Here is a 16549-nt window from a genome sequence, read left to right as displayed (position 1 = left end):
GGCCGGCGGGGAACGCCGGCCGGCTGGTGCGCGCCGCGCCGGAGCCGGCCCGGCCGGCCGCCGAGGAGCCGCCCAGCTCGTGGGCGTGGCTTCACGACATGCTGGAGGGCCTGCGTGATCACGGGCGGCCGCTGGGGCTACAGCAGCGTGCGAGGGTCGCGATATGGGACCTGGTGTTCGGTGACGACGACACCGCCTACGAGCGGGCCCTCGCCATCGAGCACGAGTGCCGGGCCCAAGGCGCCGTCGGCGTACTGCCGACGGCGCTGGCGCTGACGGCCCGGTCGCAGATCGTCCGGGGGCTGCACCGTGACGCCTCGGCCAGCGCCGAGGAGGGGCTGCGCGTCGCCCGGGACACCGGCCAGCGTCAGGTCGCCGCCTACCTGACGGGCGTCCTGGCGTATCTGGCGGCCCTGGAGGGGGACGAGGACAGATGCCGGGCCCTGACCGAGCGGGTCGGCGAGGTCAGGGACCTGGCAGCGAGGGAACTGCGCCTTCTCACGCTGAACCTGCTCGACGTCGCCATGGGCCGGTACGAGGCCGCCCTGCGCAGGGACGAGGAGGAGTACGGCGATGCCGCACCCGCCGTACGCGGCGTGATGGCGCTGCACCGGGCGGGTGACGTGGTGGAGGCGGCGGTGCGGGTGGGGCGGTCCGACATCGCGCGGACGGTGTCGGAGTGGTGGTCGGAGTGGGCGGCGCACACCCGTCAGGCCTGGGCTCAGGCGGTGGCGCTGCGCTGTCGTGCGCTGCTGGCCTCCGGCCGGGAGGCCGAGCGGTACTACGCCGAGGCGGTCCGGCTGCACCAGCGGGGCGACCGGCCGTTCGAGCGGGCGCGCACCGAGCTGTTGTACGGCGAGTGGCTGCGCAGGGCCGGCCGCCGCGCCGACGCCCGCCGCGAGCTGCGGTCCGCTCTGGAGATATTCGAACGGCTCGGCGCCCGGCCCTGGGCCGACCGCGCCCGCGCCGAGCTGCGCGCCACCGGCGAACGCCGGGTCGGCTCCGGTCGCCAGGCCGGCGGTCTGGACCGCCTCACGCCGCAGGAGTTGCAGGTCATCAGGCTGGCGGCCACCGGCCTGAGCAACCGGCAGATCGCCGCCCGGCTGTTCCTCAGCCCGAGGACGGTCGGTTACCACCTGTACAAGGCGTTCCCCAAGCTCGGCGTCGCCTCACGCCGCGAACTGGCGGGACTCGACCTGGGCAGGGCGCCCTGACGCCGGCGCCGGCATCGGCGCCTGGTCCGCGCCCGCCCGGGTGTCCGCCCCGCGGTGGCGGACACCCGGGGCGCGTTCACTGGGTGACTTTGATCGTGACCCGCGCCGGACGGAGGCTCTGGTTCCCGTTGGCGGGGTTCGTGAGGAAATACTCGAACGTGTCCGACCCCGGGAGATCCGCCGCCGTGTAGGTGATCGTTCCGTCGTCGTTCGACTGGGCGTCCCCCAGATACGGGCCGTTCATGATCCACACCCCATTGCCCGCGGCGTTCTGGTCGTTGTCGCGCACATCGAAGATGATCTTCTGGCCGCGTCGCACGGTGTAGGAGTCGTCCACCGGAGTGCCGATGGCGGGATCGACGTGCGAGATCCTCAGTTCGGCCACGCTCTGGCCGGCGCCGTCGGAGACGGTGACGTCCACCTGCGCGCTGTAACCCGGCCGCACCTCGCCCTGGAAGGTGACGGTGTCTGTGCTGTGGGTGGCGGTGCCCTCCCCCTGCGTCCTGACCCCGACGATCGTCATCGGGTCGCCGTCGGGATCCTCGCAGAGGTCGGAGACGTGCCAGGTCAGCGGCTGGCCGCGGAAGGCGATCTCGTCCGTGGCGATGCAGGCGGGCGCCCCGTCGCCGGCGGCGACGGCGGTGACGGGCGACGCGCCGATCATCACGGCGGCCACGGTGCCGGCGGCGAGTCCCGCGAGGGCGCGCGACGGTAGCGAACGGCTCGGGGGGTTGTTCTGCCTCATGGGTGTCCTTGTCCTCGGCGGCAAAGTCGATCATGAGGCTAGGGAGGCCCCCGGACGGACCGCATCCGTCGCCGCGACGGGAAACGCCGGACGATATGACCGGCATCATCCCGTGCGAGCACGACACCCTGAATTGCCGCATCCGTCATCACGACCTGAACACCGGGCGGCGGATGCGCACCGGACGGCGGGTCGTACTATCGCCCGCCCAGGAAGTACCGCGCCGGGACGAACACCTCGTGCCCGGAGGTGAACCGGACCCGTACGCCGTCGCGGCGCCAGTCGGCCCCGGCCGGCACCGGCCGGTCGACCCCGAGGAACTCCAGCCGGACGAAGTGGCCGTAGCCGAGGTCGGGACTGCCGCCCGCGTACAGGCGGTAGGCCTGGTGGCGGCCGAAAATCCAGCTGCGTTCCCGGACGACGCCGACGTAGTGGCGCCTGTCGTCCTCGTACGTCACCGTCGCGGGCTGGGCGATGCGGCCGAACTTCTCCGTACGGTGAAGTCGCGTGTCCAGCAGCAGCACCAGCGCCGTGGCTCCCTGCACGAGCAGCGCTGTCAGGACCACCGCCACCGCGCGTGACGCTTTACGGCGGTCAGGCATCGGCGGTCGCCGCTCCCGAGTTCCCGGCCTTCCCCGAACCGCGGCGGCGTGGGACGTGGGGGCGGTAGGGGGAGACGGTGGGGTCGCCGTCGATCCAGAAGCGCCACGGGGTCTCCTTGCCGCCGTTCACGCCGGTGCGCGGCCCCGTCCGCACGAGGGACGGGTCGACGGGGCCGTCGCCCGCCAGGATCCGCAGCTCGCCGCCGGGTGAGCAGACGTCCAGGCCGTTCTGTTCGCGGGCGATGGCCAGGGACTGGCAGAGCCTCGCGGGGCCGCGTGCCAGGTCCCGTACGGTCGAGCGTGGACGGCGGCGTCGCGCCACGTCCTCGCCCGCGATGACCTGGCCGGCGCGCAGCAGGACGGCCGAGGCGGTGCCGTCCGGGCCGCACACCAGGTTGACGCAGAAGTGCATGCCGTAGGTGAAGTACACGTAGGCGTGCCCGGGCGGGCCGAACATCACCGCCGTGCGGGGGGTCAGCCCACGGTAGGCGTGGGAGGCCGGGTCCAGGGGGCCGGCGTACGCCTCCACCTCGGTGAGCCGTACCGCGACCTCGCCCTCGTCCGTACGGTGCGCGAGCACACGTCCGAGCAGGTCGGGTGCGACCTCGTCGACCGGACGGTCGAAGAAGTCGCGTCGCAGCAGAACTTCGTCCATGACCTCACCGTGATGCCGCCTGGGCGCCGCCCCGTCTCCGTCCACGCTCTGCGGACGCGGGCCGCCGGGTGGAGGTTCCGGGCGCGGCGCGGGTGCCACCCCGGGCGCCTGGGACGCCCGGGGTGTGCGTCGGCCTGTCACCGTACCGCTTGTCGGGAGATGGGGGGATCAGCTCTCGTCGGGGCCCGCGGCCCAGGCGGCGTGCTCGTTGACGAGGGCGCGCAGCGCGCTCAGCTGCTCGCGGACCCGGTCGGGGGCGGTGCCCCCGTACGCCTTGCGGGACGCCAGCGCCCCGTGGACGTCCAGGACCTCCCGCACGTCCGGGGTCAGGTGCGGCGACACCTTGGCCAGGTCCTCGTCGGTGAGGTCGCCGAGGTCCTTGTCGTTGACCTGGCACCACACCACCAGGTGGCCGACGACCTCGTGCGCCTCGCGGAACGGGACGCCGCGCCGCACCAGCAGCTCGGCCAGGTCGGTGGCCAGGGCGAACCCGTCGGGCGCCGTCGCCTCCAGCCGCTCGGTGTTGACCCGCATCGTGGCGATCAGCCCGGACATCGCGGGCAGGACCAGCAGCAGCGTCTCGACGGCGTCGAAGGCGCCCTCCTTGTCCTCCTGCAGGTCGCGGTTGTAGGTCAGGGGCAGGCCCTTGAGGGTGGTCAGCAGGCCCACCAGGTGGCCGATGAGCCGACCGGCCTTGCCGCGGGCCAGCTCCGCCACGTCGGGGTTCTTCTTCTGCGGCATGATGGACGACCCGGTGGCGTAGGTGTCGTCCATCTCGATCCAGCGGAACTCCTGCGAGGCCCACAGGCAGACCTCCTCGCCCAGCCGCGACAGGTGCACCCCGATCAGCGCGGCGGCGAACAGGAACTCGGCGACGAAGTCGCGGTCGGCGACGGCGTCCATGGAGTTGGGCGCGGCCGAGTCGAAGCCCAGTTCCTCGGCGGTGGCCTGCGGGTCCAGCGGCAGCGACGAGCCGGCCAGGGCGCCCGACCCCAGCGGGGAGACGGCCGCGCGCCGGTCCCAGTCGCGCAGCCGGTCGATGTCGCGGGTCAGCGGCTGCACGTGCGCCAGCAGCTGGTGGGAGAACAGCACGGGCTGGGCGTGCTGCAGGTGGGTCATGCCGGGCGCGGCCACGCCCAGGTTGTGGTCGGCCTGGGCGATCAGCGCGGTCTCCAGCTCGACCAGCCGGTGCACGATCTGCCGGACGTGGTCGCGCAGGTACAGGCGCAGGTCGGTGGCGACCTGGTCGTTGCGGCTGCGGCCGGCGCGCAGCTTGCCGCCGAGCGTGCCGAGGCGCTCCAGCAGGCCGCGCTCCAGCGCCGTGTGGACGTCCTCGTCGGCGACGGTGGGCCGGAACTCGCCGGACCGGCACGCCTCCTCCAGGTCGTCCAGGGCACCGAGCATGCGGTCGAGCTCCTCGTCGGTGAGCAGGCCCGCCCGGTTGAGCACGCGGGCGTGCGCGCGCGACCCCATGAGGTCGTAGGGGGCCAGCCGCCAGTCGAACTGGACGCTCACCGAGAGCCGCGCGAGCGCGTCCGACGGACCGCCCTCGAACCGTCCGCCCCACAGTCGCGTCGGTGCCTTGGTCACGAAATTCCTCTTCCCACCGTCATGGCTGAGTTTCTGTCTACCGCGTCGGCTGCACCCGGGCCGTCTCGGGCCGGGGTCACGCGGGATGTCCCGCATCAGCGTACGACCACTTCGCGGGGAAGGGCGGCATGCCCCGTCCCGTGCGGCCCCGATCTCGGCCGGGAACGCGGTCAGGTGTTCCTGTGGGGGCGCGTGGGCCCCTAGGCTCGTCGTTCGCGTCCGTTCGTCAGGCGCAGCAGGGACTGGGCGACCGACTCGCCCCCGTCCGGGTCGCGGGCGATCACCAGGACGGTGTCGTCGCCGGCCACCGTGCCGAGGATGGTGGGCCACTCGGCGTGGTCGATCGCCGAGGCCAGGTACTGGGCGGCGCCCGCCGGAGTGCGCACGATCACCAGATTGGCCGACGCCTCGGCCGACACCAGCAGCTCGGCGGCCACCCGGGCGAGCCGCCCGGTGAAGGTCTCGGCGGCGCCGGTGGCGGCACGGCGGATGCGTTCGCCGCCCTCGCCGGGCACCGCGTAGATGAGGCTGCCGTCCTGGGCGCGCAGCTTGACCGCCCCGATCTCCACCAGGTCGCGCGACAGCGTGGCCTGGGTGACCTCGACGCCCTCGTCGGCCAGCAGCTTGGCCAGCTCCCCCTGGGAGTGCACGGGATGCCGGGTGAGCAGCTCGATCACCCGGGCCTGGCGGGCGGTCTTGGTGAGCGGGGTGGTCATGGTCAGTGCTCCAGCAACCAGGTCAGCAGGGCCTTCTGGGCGTGCAGGCGGTTCTCGGCCTCATCCCACACCAGGCTCTGCGGCCCGTCCAGGACGGCGGCGGCGATCTCCTTGCCGCGGTAGGCCGGCAGGCAGTGCAGCACGCAGGCGTCGGGGGCGGCCTGGGCGAGCAGCGCCTCGTCGATCGCGTACGGCTCGTAGACGGAGGTGTCCTTGCCCTCCTGGCCCATGGACACCCACGTGTCGGTGGCCAGCACGTCGGCGCCCGCGGCGGCGCGCTTGGCGTCGGCGGTGACGGTGACCGACCCGCCGGTCGCCGCGGCGATCTCGGTGGCGCGGTCGACGACGGCGGCGTCCGGCGGGAGCTGCTCGGGCGCGGCGATCCGCACGTGCATGCCGGCGGTGGCGCCGCCCAGCAGGTAGGAGTGGGCCATGTTGTTGGCGCCGTCGCCGAAGTAGGCCAGGGTGAGGCCGTTCAGGGCGCCCTTGGCCTCCCGGACGGTCTGCAGGTCGGCCAGCACCTGGCAGGGGTGGAACAGGTCGGTGAGGGCGTTGACGACGGGCACGGTGGTGCCGTCGGCCATCTCCTCGATGCGCTCCTGCCCGGAGGTGCGCCACACGATCGCGCTGACCTGCCGTTCCAGCACGCGTGCGGTGTCGGCGATCGTCTCGCCGCGGCCGAGCTGGCTGGAGCCGGCGTCCATGACCAGGGCGTGGCCGCCCAGCTCGGCGATGCCGACGGCGAACGACACGCGGGTGCGGGTGGACGGCTTGTCGAACAGCACCGCGACCGACCTCGGGCCCTCCAGGGGACGGCGGGCGAACCGGTCGCGCTTGAGCTCGGCGGCCAGGTCCAGGACCTCGGCCTGCTCGGCGGGGGTCAGGTCGTCGTCGCGCAGGAAGTGCCGGACCATCGGTCAGTTCTCCTTACCGGCCGGGACGGCCTCGGCGGCCGTGTCGAGGATCGCCGGGAGCGCGTCGACGAACGACCGCGCCTCACCGGCGGTGAGGATCAGGGGCGGGGCCAGGCGGACCGCGTCCGGCTGCAGGGCGTTGACCAGGAATCCGGCGTCGCGGGCGGCGGCCTCCACGGCGGCGGCGACCGCGCCGTTCAGGACCACGCCCAGCCACAGCCCGCGGCCGCGCACGCCCGCCAGCAGCGGGTGGGAGATCGCGGCGATCCCGTCGGACAGCACCGCGCCGACCTCGGTGACGTTGGCGAGCAGGCCGTCGCGTTCGATGGTGTCCAGGACGGCCAGGGCCGCGGCGGCGCTGACGGGGTTGCCGCCGAAGGTGGAGCCGTGGTCACCCTTGGCGAACACCTCGCCGTAGGGGCCGAGCGCGACGCACGCGCCGATCGGCATGCCGCCGCCCAGGCCCTTGGCGAGGGTGAGCACGTCGGGGCGGACGTTGTCGTGCTGGTGGGCGAACCAGGCGCCGGTGCGGCCGATCGCCGACTGGATCTCGTCGGCCACCAGCAGCGCGCCGGTGGCGTCGCAGATCCGCCGCGCCGCGGCGAAGTAGCCGTCCGGCGGGGGCACGACGCCCGCCTCGCCCTGGGTGGGCTCCAGGAACACGGCCGCGCACTGGTCGGTGACGGCGGCCTCCAGGGCTTCGGCGTCGCCGTAGGGGACGAACCGCACGTCCAGGCCGAACGGCCCGAACGGCTCGCGGATGGACGCCTTGCCCGTCAGCGCCAACGCGCCCATGGTGCGGCCGTGGAATCCGTTCTCGGTGGCCACGAAGTACGTGCGGCCGTGCGCCTTGCCGTGCTTGACGGCCAGCTTGACCGCGCACTCGTTGGCCTCGGTGCCGCTGTTGGCGAAGAACACCCTGCCGTCGCCGCCGAGCAGGTCGCGCAGCCGCTCGGCCAGCAGCACCTCCGGCTCGTGCAGGAACAGGTTGGAGGTGTGGGCCAGCCGCGCGACCTGCGCGGTGACCGCCTCGACCAGGGCGGGGTGGCCGTGCCCGAGGGAGCTGACGGCGATGCCCGCGATCAGGTCGAGGTAGGCGTTGCCGTCGGCGTCCCAGACCCGGCTGCCCTCGCCGCGCGCCAGCGCCACCGGCGGCACGCCGTAGTTGGGCATGAACGCGGCCTCGAACCGCTTTCTCAGCTCGTCGTTCATTTCCCCGCCTCCATGGGGCTGGGCAGGACCATCGTCCCGATCCCTTCGTCGGTGAAGATCTCCAGCAGCAGCGAGTGGGGCACGCGGCCGTCCAGCACGTGCGCGCGCGGCACCCCGCCGCGCACCGCGTGCAGGCACGCCTCCATCTTGGGCACCATGCCCGACGACAGTCCCGGCAGCAGCGCGGCCAGCTCGTCGGTGGTGAGGCGGTCGATGACGTCGTCGCTGTCGGGCCAGTCGGCGTACAGGCCCTCCACGTCGGTGAGGACCACCAGCTTGGCCGCGTCGAGCGCGACGGCCAGCGCGGCGGCGGCGGTGTCGGCGTTGACGTTGTAGATCTCGCCGTCGTCGCCGCGGGCGACGCTGGACACCACCGGGATGCGGCCGTCGTCCAGCAGCGCCCGCACCGCGTCGACCTGCACCTCGACGATCTCGCCGACCTGGCCGATGTCGACCGGCTCGCCGTCCACGACGGCGTGCTTGCGCTCGGCGGTGAACAGGTTGGCGTCCTCGCCGGACATGCCGACGGCGAACGGGCCGTGCCGGTTGATCAGCCCGACCACGTCCCGGCCGACCTGCCCGACCAGCACCATCCGCACCACCTCCATCGCCTCGGGGGTGGTGACGCGCAGCCCGGCGGTGAACGTGGACTCGATGCCCTGCTTGTCGAGGGCGGCGTTGATCTGCGGGCCGCCGCCGTGGACGATCACCGGGCGCAGGCCCGCGTACCGCAGGAACACCACGTCCTCGGCGAACGTGGAGCGCAGCGCCTCGTCGGTCATGGCGTGCCCGCCGTACTTGATCACGACGGTCTTGCCGTGGAAGCGCTCCAGCCACGGCAGGGCCTTGATCAGGGTCTCGGCCTTGTCCAGGACCCCGGCCCGGTTCTTGCGCACCCGCGCTCCGGAGACGATGTCGCTCATGTCGAGTAGGCCGAGTTCTCGTGGACGTAGTCGGCGGTCAGGTCGGTGGTCCAGACGGTGGCGCTGTGCGTGCCGGCCGACAGGTCGACGGTGATGGTGACGTCGCGGGGCCGCAGGTCGACCTTGTCGCGGTCGTCGCCGAACGAGCCGTTGCGGCACACCCACACGCCGTTGATGGCGACGTTGAGGTGGTCGGGCTCGAACACCGCGTCGGTGGTGCCGACCGCCGACAGCACCCGGCCCCAGTTGGGGTCCTCTCCGTGGATGGCGCACTTGAGCAGGTTGTTGCGGGCGATGGAGCGGCCCACGGTGACGGCGTCGTCCTCGCTGGCGGCGCCGACGACCTCGATGGCGATGGCCTTGGCCGCGCCCTCGGCGTCGACCAGCAGCTGCCGGGTCAGGTCGGCGCACAGGTCGGTGAGCAGCTCGGTGAACGCCGCCTCGTCCGGGGTGACGCCGCTGGCGCCGGACGCCAGCAGCAGCACGGTGTCGTTGGTGGACATGCAGCCGTCGGCGTCCAGCCGGTCGAGGGTGACGGACGTGGCGGCGCGCAGGGCCCGGTCGAGGGCGGCGGCGTCCAGGTCGGCGTCGGTGGTCAGCACGCACAGCATGGTGGCCAGCGACGGCGCGAGCATGCCCGCGCCCTTGGCCATGCCGCCGATCATGTAGCCGTCGCCCGGCCGGAAGGCGATCTTGGCGACGGTGTCGGTGGTGCGGATGGCGTCGGCGGCGGCCAGTCCCCCGTCGCCGCGCGACAGCTCGGCCACGGCCGCCTCCACGCCGGGCAGGAGTTTGTCCATGGGCAGCCGCTCGCCGATCAGACCGGTGGAGCACACCGCGATCTCGCCGGCCGAGTCGGCCAGCAGCTCGGCGGCCTTCTCGGCGGTGGCGTGGGTGTCCTGGAACCCGGCCGCGCCGGTGCAGGCGTTGGCGCCACCGGAGTTGAGCACCACCGCGCGCACGCGGCCGCCTTGGAGGACCTGCTGGGACCACAGGACGGGGGCGGCCTTCACGCGGTTGCGGGTGAAGACGCCGGCCGCCGCGCGGGAGGGGCCGTCGTTGACGACCAGGGCCAGGTCGCGGATTCCGCCGTCCTTGAGCCCGGCGACGACGCCGGCGGCGCGGAACCCCCGGGGGGCGGTGACGCTCACGGGGACACTCCGATCGTGGTGAGTCCGAGTTCTTCGGGCAGGCCGAGGGCGAGGTTGGCGCTCTGCACGGCGCCCCCGGCGGTGCCCTTGGCGAGGTTGTCGATGGCGGCGACCACGACGAGGCGCCCGGCGCGCTCGTCGAGGGCGGTCTGCACGAGCGCGGTGTTCGCGCCCAGGGTCATGGACGTGGCGGGCCAGGTGCCCTCGGGCAGCAGCCCGACGAACGGCTCGTCGGCGTACGCCCGCTCGTAGGCGGCGCGCAGCGTCTCGGCGGTGACGCCCGGCCGGGCCCTGGCGGTGCAGGTGGCCAGGATGCCGCGGCTCATCGGCGCCAGGGTGGGCGTGAACGACACGGTGACCGGCTCGCCGGCGACGGCGCTGAGGCCCTGCGCCATCTCGGGGGTGTGCCGGTGGCCGCCGCCCACGCCGTAGGCGCTGACCGAGCCCATGACCTCGCTGCCCAGCAGGTGCGGCTTGAGGGCGCGGCCCGCGCCGGAGGTGCCGGACGCGGCGACGACCACGACGTCCGGCTCGGCCAGCCCGGCGGCGAACGCCGGGAACAGCGCCAGCAGCACGGCCGTCGGGTAGCAGCCGGGCACGGCGATACGGCGGGTGCCGCGCAGGCGCTCGCGGTGGCCGGGCAGTTCGGGTAGCCCGTACGGCCAGGTGCCCGCGTGCGGGGTGCCGTAGAAGTGCTCCCAGTCGGCGGGGTCGGCCAGGCGGAAGTCGGCGCCGCAGTCGACCACGAGCACGTCGTCGCCCAGCCGCTCGGCGATCGCCGCGGACTGGCCGTGCGGCAGCGCGAGGAACACCGCGTCGTGCCCGGCCAGGACGTCCGGCGTCGTCTCGGCCAGGACCCGCCCGGCCAGCGGACGCAGGTGCGGCTGGTGCGCGCCCAGCGGCGTGCCCGCGTTGGCGCCCGCCGTCACCGTGCCGATCTCGAACTCGGGGTGGCCCGCCAGGATCCGCAGGACCTCACCGCCCGCGTAGCCGCTGGCGCCCGCCACCGCCGCCCGGATGCCCATCCGCACCCCGCCCTTCTCTCACCACGTTCAGCAAGAGTATGCAGCATGATGGATGAATATTCAAAGCCGGGTCCGTAACGTTACTCCGTCGGCGGCGACAGGCGACCGTGTCGTTCCAGCTCAGGTCGCGCTCACATGGCGTCGACCTCGGCCAGTCCGGCGGCGCGGTCCATGCGCAGCCAGCGGGTGATGCCCAGCGCACGCAGGAACGGCAGGTCGTGGCTGACCACGATCAGCGCGCCCCGGTAGGCGTCCAGCGCCTCGCCGAGCCTGCGCACGCTGGCCAGGTCCAGGTTGTTGGTCGGCTCGTCCAGCATCAGCAGGCGCGGCGCGGGCTCGGCCAGCAGCAGCGCCGCCAGCACCGCCCGGAACCGCTCGCCGCCCGACAGCGTGCCCGCGGGCCGGTCGGCGCGGGCGCCGCGGAACAGGAACCGCGCCAGTCCGGCCCGCACCGCGTTCACCGACGCCGACGGGGCGAAGGCCCGCACGTTGTCGACCACGCTCAGCGCGTCGTCCAGGACGTCGAGGCGTTGCGGGAGGTACCGCACGCCCTCCACGCCCGTCCTGACGGTCGTGCCCGCCGTGAACGCCCCGGCCTCGGGCACCGTCTCGCCGGCGACCGCGCGCAGCAGCGTCGTCTTGCCCGAGCCGTTCGGGCCGACCAGCGCGATGCGCTCCGGCCCCCGCACGATCAGCTCCTCCAGGGAGCCCGGCTCGGGCGCGCGCAGCCCGGTGACGGTCAGCACGGTGCGGCCCGCCGGGACCTCGGTGGCGGGCAGCTCGACCCGGATCTCCTCGTCCTCGCGGACCGCCTCCTCGGCCTCGGCGAGCCGGTCGCGCGCGTCGGCCAGGCGCTGCTCGTGCATGATGCGGTGCTTGCCCGCCGACACCTGCGCCTCCCGCTTGCGCGCGTTCATGACGATCTTCGGCTCGCGCTTGCTGTCGTACATCTTGTTGCCGTAGCGGACGCGGCGGGCCAGCTTCACATGTGCCTCCTCCAGCTCGCGCTTCTGCCGCCGCAGATGCGCCTCCGCCGAGCGGACGGCGCGTTCGGCCGCCTCCCGCTCCACCGCCAGCAGCTCCTCGTAGGCCGGCAGGTTCCCGCCGAACGTGCGGACGGCGCCGTCGCGCAGGTCGGCGATCTCGTCCACCAGCTCCAGCAGCTCCCGGTCGTGGCTGACCACCACCAGCACGCCCGGCCAGGCGGCGACCGCGTCGTACAGGCGGCGCCGGGCGTCCAGGTCCAGGTTGTTGGTGGGCTCGTCCAGCAGCAGGACGTCGGGACGGGCCAGCAGCAGCGCGGCCAGCCCCACCATGACCGACTCGCCGCCCGACAGCGCCGCCACCGTGCGGTCCAGGTCGAGGTGCTCCAGGCCGAGGCGGTCGAGCTGGGCGCGGGCGCGTTCCTCCACGTCCCAGTCGTCGCCGACGGCGGCGAAGTCGTCCTCGGTGGCCTCGCCCCGCTCGATCGCGTGCAGCGCCCGGCGGGTCGCGGTGATCCCGAGCAGGTCGGACACGGTGCGGGCGGTGCCGAGCGGCAGGTTCTGCGGCAGGTGGCCGACCTGCCCGTCCACGCTCACCGTCCCGGACGCCGGCCGCAGCTCCCCGGCGATCAGCCGCAGCAGCGTGGACTTCCCGGACCCGTTGACACCGATCAGGCCCGTGCGGCCGGCGCCGAACGCGGCGTCCAGCCCGTCCAGCACCACGGTGCCGTCCGGCCAGGCGAACGACAGATCCGAACAGACGATGGAAAAAGACATCAGTGGCGGCCCTCCATGAACGCGTCGACATTCGAATGCGGAACACATGGAGACACCGCGGGACGCGCGCACGGACGGCGCGCGGGCACGAAAAAGCCCGGGACGGAAAGTCCTGCCTGAGGTCACGTGCGCGCATGACGCCTTCGGCGTGCTGCCGCGCGGTGTCGGCGACCTCAGTTCTCCAACGGACTCCCCTGCCGGGCGACGATAAGACCGATCCAGCTTAGCCGGACATCATCCGCCAACACAAAGGTCCCAAGGGTTATTCCCGTGCGCATGAGAAACGGCCCCGCACCGGCATGGTGCGGGGCCGTTCCGTCGTCGCGTCGAAGGCGAACCTCACGCGCCGCGCAGGACGGCGCCGGTGCGCTCGGCGGCCAGGGCCACGGCCGCGTCACGGGCGGCGCCCGACTCCTCCGCGGTCAGCGTGCGGTCGGCGGCGCGGAACCGCAGCGTGTAGGCCAGGGACCGGCGTCCCTCCCCCACCTGCTCGCCGGTGTAGACGTCGAACAGCCGCACCGACTCCAGCAGTTCCCCGGCGCCCTCGCGCAGCGCCGCCTCGACCTGCGCCGCCGGCACGTCCGCGTCGACGACCAGCGCCACGTCCTGGGTCGCGACCGGGTAGGACGACACGTGCGGCGCCCGCGTCACGTCCGGTTCGCCCAGGCCGCGCACCTCCAGCTCCATCGCGCAGGTCCGCTGCGGCAGGCCGTACTCCTTGACCGTGCGCGGGTGCAGCTCACCGGCGTGCCCCACCAGCGTGTCGCCGACGTACAGGGCGGCGCAGCGGCCCGGGTGCCACGGCGCGTGCTGGTCGGCCTTCACCGTCAGCTCCACCCCGGCCTCGCGCGCCACCACGCGGGCGGCCTCGATCGCGTCGGCCCACCCGGCGGGGCGGCCCGGACCCCACCAGCCGGCGCGCTCCCGCTCGCCCGCCAGCACAACGGCGGCGCGCAGCGGCTGGTCGGGCAGCGCGGCCTCCAGCGAGGCGATCTCGTCGGCGGTCGGGCCGCGGTCGACCGGCAGGCGCGGCGCCCGCTCCGGCGCGCCCGGACGCGGCCGGAACACCAGGCCGAGCTCGAACAGCGCCACGTCGGAGAAGCCGCGGCCCACGTTGCGGGCCAGGGTGCGCAGCAGCCCCGGCAGCAGCGTGGTGCGCAGCAGCGGCTCGTCCTCCGACAGCGGGTTGGCCAGCCGCAGCGCCCGGCGCCGCGGGTCGTCGGCCGGCAGTTGCAGCGCGTCCCAGTCGCGTTCGGCGACGAACGGGAAGTTCGGCGTCTCGACGTAGCCCGCGCCCGCCAGCGCCCGGCCGATGCGGCGGCGCAGCCGCTGGCCGGGCGTCAGGCCCCGCCCGGCGATGGGACGCGGCGGCCGCGCCGGGATGTTCTCGTAGCCCTCCAGCCGGATGACCTCTTCGGCCAGGTCGTTGGGGTCGGTGAGGTCGGGACGCCACGACGGCGGCGTCACCGTCAGCACGTCCCCGTCCTCGGCGCCGTCGCCGGCGCCGCCGTCGACCGCGCAGCCGACCTGCTCCAGGCGGCGCACCACCGTGGCCCGGTCGTAGGAGACCCCCGCGACGCGTGCCGGGTGATCGGCCCGCATGGTGATCGTGACCGTGCCGGCCGGGGCCTGCGCGTGCGTGACGCCCGGGACGATCTCGGCGCCGCCCAGCTCGGCCAGCATCCGCGCCGCCCGGTACGAGGCGTACAGCGGCAGCTCGCGGTCGACGCCGCGCTCGAACCGGTAGGACGCCTCGCTGTGCAGCTTGTGGCGGCGGACCATGCGCGCGGTGCCGATGGCGTCGAAGTGCGCCGCCTCGATCACCATGTCGGTCGAGGTCTCGTCGATCTCGGTGGCCAGGCCGCCCATGGTGCCCGCCATGGAGATCGGCCCGGAGGCGTCGGTGATGAGGATGTCCTCGGGGTGCAGGTCGCGCTTGACGTGGTCGAGCGTCTCCAGGCTCTCGCCCTCGCGGGCGCGGCGCACCACGATCGGGCCGGTCAGCTTGCCGCGGTCGAAGGCGTGCAGCGGCTGGCCCAGCTCCAGCATCAGGTAGTTGGTGACGTCCACCGCCAGCGACACCGGCCGCATCCCGGCGCGGAACAGCCGCACCTGCATCCACATGGGGGTCTGCGCGGCGGGGTCGAAGCCGCGCACCTCGCGCAGCACGAACCGGTCGCAGGCGGTCGGGTCGGCGATGCTCGCCGGGTGGACCTCGGCGGTGTCGTCGGGGAGGTCGACGGCGGCCGGGTCCCGGAACGGCACGTCGTAGGCGATGGCGGCCTCGCGCGCCACGCCGCGGATCGACAGCGCGTAGCCGCGGTCGGGCGTGACGGCGATGTCGAGCACGTCGTCGCGCAGGCCGAGCAGCTCGATCGCGTCGGCGCCGACCGGCGCGTCGGGCGGCAGCACCAGGATGCCGGCGTGGTCGTCGCCGATGCCCAGCTCGCGCACCGAGCAGATCATGCCCTCGGACATGCGGCCGTAGGTCTTACGCGCGCCGATCTCGAACCCGCCGGGCAGCACCCCGCCGGGCAGGATCACCACGACGCGGTCGCCGGCGGCGAAGTTGGTGGCGCCGCAGATGATGTTCTGCGGCTCGCCCGTGCCGTTGGCCTGCCCCACGTTCACCTGGCAGTACCGGATCGGCTTCTTGAACCCGGTCAGCTCCTCGACGGCCAGCACCTCGCCGACCACCAGCGGGCCGACGACGTCGGCGCCGGCCTGCTCGACCGTCTCGACCTCCAGGCCCGCCTCGATCAGCCGGGCGGCCAGGTCGCGGCCGGTGACGTCCGCGGGCAGCTCGACGAACTCCCGCAGCCACGAAAGCGGGACCCGCATCAGATCTCCATCCCGAACGGAAGGGTGAACCGCACGTCACCCTCGACCATGTCGTGCATGTCCTCGACGCCGTGGCGGAACATCAGCGTCCGCTCCACGCCCAGCCCGAACGCCCAGCCGCTGTAGCGCTCGGGGTCGACGCCGCAGGCCACCAGCACCCGCGGGTTGACCATGCCGCAGCCGCCCAGCTCGATCCAGCCCTCCGAGGAGCAGGTGCGGCACGGCTCGGCGTCCGGCTCGACCGACGCGCCCCGGCACACGAAGCACTGCATGTCCACCTCGGCCGACGGCTCGGTGAACGGGAAGTACGACGGCCGGAACCGCGTCGCCAGGCCCTCCCCGAACATGCCGCCGACGAACGCGTCGATCGCGCCGCGCAGGTCGGCCATGGTCAGGCCCTCGTCGACCGCCAGGCCCTCCAGCTGGTGGAAGACCGGGCTGTGCGTGGCGTCCAGCTCGTCGGTGCGGTACGTGCGGCCCGGCACCACCACGTACACCGGCAGGTCGCGCTCCAGCAGCGACCGCACCTGCACCGGCGAGGTGTGCGTGCGCAGCACCAGGTCGGTGTCCTCGGAGCCGACGAAGAAGGTGTCCTGCATGGTGCGCGCCGGGTGGTCGGGCTTGAAGTTCAGCGCGTCGAAGTTGAACCAGCCCGCCTCGACCTCGGGCCCCTCGGCGATCTCGAACCCCATCGAGACGAACACGTCGGCCATCCGCTCCTGGATCGTGGTCAGCGGATGCCGGGCGCCGCGCGGGGCCCGGTCCCACGGCAGCGTGACGTCGACGGTCTCCTCGACCAGCACGCGCCGGTCGCGTTCGGCCTCCAGCTCGGCCTGGCGCGCCTTGATCGCCTTGCCGACCGCGCCGCGGGCGGCGCCGACGCGCTTGCCCGCCTCGGCGCGGGCCGCGGGCGGCAGCGCGCCGATCTCGCGGTTGGCCAGGGCCAGCGGGGAACGGTCGCCCGCGTGCGCCAGGCGCACCTGCTTGAGCTCGTCGAGGTCGGCGGCCGCGGCGATGGCGGCCAGCGCCTCGTCGCGGGCCCGCTCGACCTCCTCGGGCGCCAGCGTGGACACCTCGACAGGGTCGTAGGACTTGTTGGGTGCAGACATGGTGGTTGACAACTCCGGTCGGCGTGGAACGCCCCGAGTCTAGTGGCGCCGCCTGCGGCGCGATCCCGGGACGCGGCGGAATGATCTCCGGT

General features: G+C 73.8%; 14 protein-coding genes. 1 reads left to right on the top strand and 13 read right to left on the bottom strand.

Going from position 1 to position 16549, the window contains the following annotated elements; genetic code table 11:
* Positions 1-1214, top strand: a 1214-nt coding sequence (locus ABD811_RS39145; protein ID WP_344957941.1) for a helix-turn-helix transcriptional regulator, incomplete at its 5' end; no start/stop codon positions are given.
* 76 nt (positions 1215-1290) lie between these two features.
* On the opposite strand, the gene ABD811_RS39140 is transcribed toward ABD811_RS39145, so the two are convergent.
* From ABD811_RS39140 to pheS, 13 genes are all read right to left on the bottom strand, one after another.
* On the bottom strand, positions 1291-1959 hold the full coding sequence (locus ABD811_RS39140) for an Ig-like domain-containing protein (RefSeq protein WP_344957939.1): 669 nt from the start codon (positions 1957-1959) through the stop codon (positions 1291-1293).
* A gap of 197 nt (positions 1960-2156) precedes the next feature.
* Positions 2157-2531 (bottom strand): hypothetical protein, encoded by a 375-nt coding sequence (locus ABD811_RS39135; RefSeq protein ID WP_344957937.1) that lies wholly within the window; start codon positions 2529-2531, stop codon positions 2157-2159.
* Positions 2532-2553: 22 nt separating this feature from the next.
* Positions 2554-3216 carry a DNA-3-methyladenine glycosylase gene (locus ABD811_RS39130; RefSeq protein WP_344957935.1) on the bottom strand — a complete coding sequence of 221 codons (663 nt, stop codon included), beginning with the start codon at positions 3214-3216 and terminating at the stop codon, positions 2554-2556.
* A gap of 168 nt (positions 3217-3384) precedes the next feature.
* Positions 3385-4806 (bottom strand): argininosuccinate lyase, encoded by a 1422-nt coding sequence (gene argH, locus ABD811_RS39125; RefSeq protein WP_344957934.1) that lies wholly within the window; start codon positions 4804-4806, stop codon positions 3385-3387.
* A gap of 200 nt (positions 4807-5006) precedes the next feature.
* Positions 5007-5522 carry an arginine repressor gene (locus ABD811_RS39120; RefSeq protein ID WP_344957932.1) on the bottom strand — a complete coding sequence of 172 codons (516 nt, stop codon included), beginning with the start codon at positions 5520-5522 and terminating at the stop codon, positions 5007-5009.
* A gap of 2 nt (positions 5523-5524) precedes the next feature.
* The gene (gene argF / locus ABD811_RS39115; RefSeq protein WP_344957930.1) at positions 5525-6436 is read right to left on the bottom strand and encodes an ornithine carbamoyltransferase; all 912 of its coding nucleotides are present in this window, start codon (positions 6434-6436) and stop codon (positions 5525-5527) included.
* A gap of 3 nt (positions 6437-6439) precedes the next feature.
* The gene (locus tag ABD811_RS39110) at positions 6440-7648 is read right to left on the bottom strand and encodes an acetylornithine transaminase (protein WP_344957928.1); all 1209 of its coding nucleotides are present in this window, start codon (positions 7646-7648) and stop codon (positions 6440-6442) included.
* Positions 7645-8571, bottom strand: coding sequence for an acetylglutamate kinase (argB, locus tag ABD811_RS39105; protein WP_344957926.1), 927 nt, complete (start codon positions 8569-8571; stop codon positions 7645-7647). The genes ABD811_RS39110 and argB overlap by 4 nt, the downstream gene beginning before the upstream one ends.
* A complete protein-coding gene (argJ, locus tag ABD811_RS39100) occupies positions 8568-9722 on the bottom strand; it encodes a bifunctional glutamate N-acetyltransferase/amino-acid acetyltransferase ArgJ (RefSeq protein ID WP_344957923.1) in 1155 nt (384 codons plus the stop codon). The genes argB and argJ overlap by 4 nt, the downstream gene beginning before the upstream one ends.
* Positions 9719-10747: an N-acetyl-gamma-glutamyl-phosphate reductase gene (gene argC / locus ABD811_RS39095; RefSeq protein ID WP_344957956.1), complete on the bottom strand. Its 1029-nt coding sequence runs from the start codon at positions 10745-10747 to the stop codon at positions 9719-9721. Before argC ends, argJ begins: the two co-directional genes overlap by 4 nt.
* A 131-nt stretch (positions 10748-10878) precedes the next feature.
* Positions 10879-12507, bottom strand: coding sequence for an ABC-F family ATP-binding cassette domain-containing protein (locus tag ABD811_RS39090; protein WP_344957920.1), 1629 nt, complete (start codon positions 12505-12507; stop codon positions 10879-10881).
* Between the two features lie 339 nt (positions 12508-12846).
* Positions 12847-15348, bottom strand: coding sequence for a phenylalanine--tRNA ligase subunit beta (gene pheT / locus ABD811_RS39085; RefSeq protein ID WP_344957918.1), 2502 nt, complete (start codon positions 15346-15348; stop codon positions 12847-12849).
* Positions 15348-16457 (bottom strand): phenylalanine--tRNA ligase subunit alpha, encoded by a 1110-nt coding sequence (pheS, locus tag ABD811_RS39080; protein WP_344957915.1) that lies wholly within the window; start codon positions 16455-16457, stop codon positions 15348-15350. Before pheS ends, pheT begins: the two co-directional genes overlap by 1 nt.
* Positions 16458-16549: the final 92 nt, after the last annotated feature.

Source organism: Actinomadura miaoliensis, assembly GCF_039536785.1.
GTDB classification, from domain to species: domain Bacteria; phylum Actinomycetota; class Actinomycetes; order Streptosporangiales; family Streptosporangiaceae; genus Spirillospora; species Spirillospora miaoliensis.
This window is presented reverse-complemented; position numbering and strand designations above follow the sequence as displayed.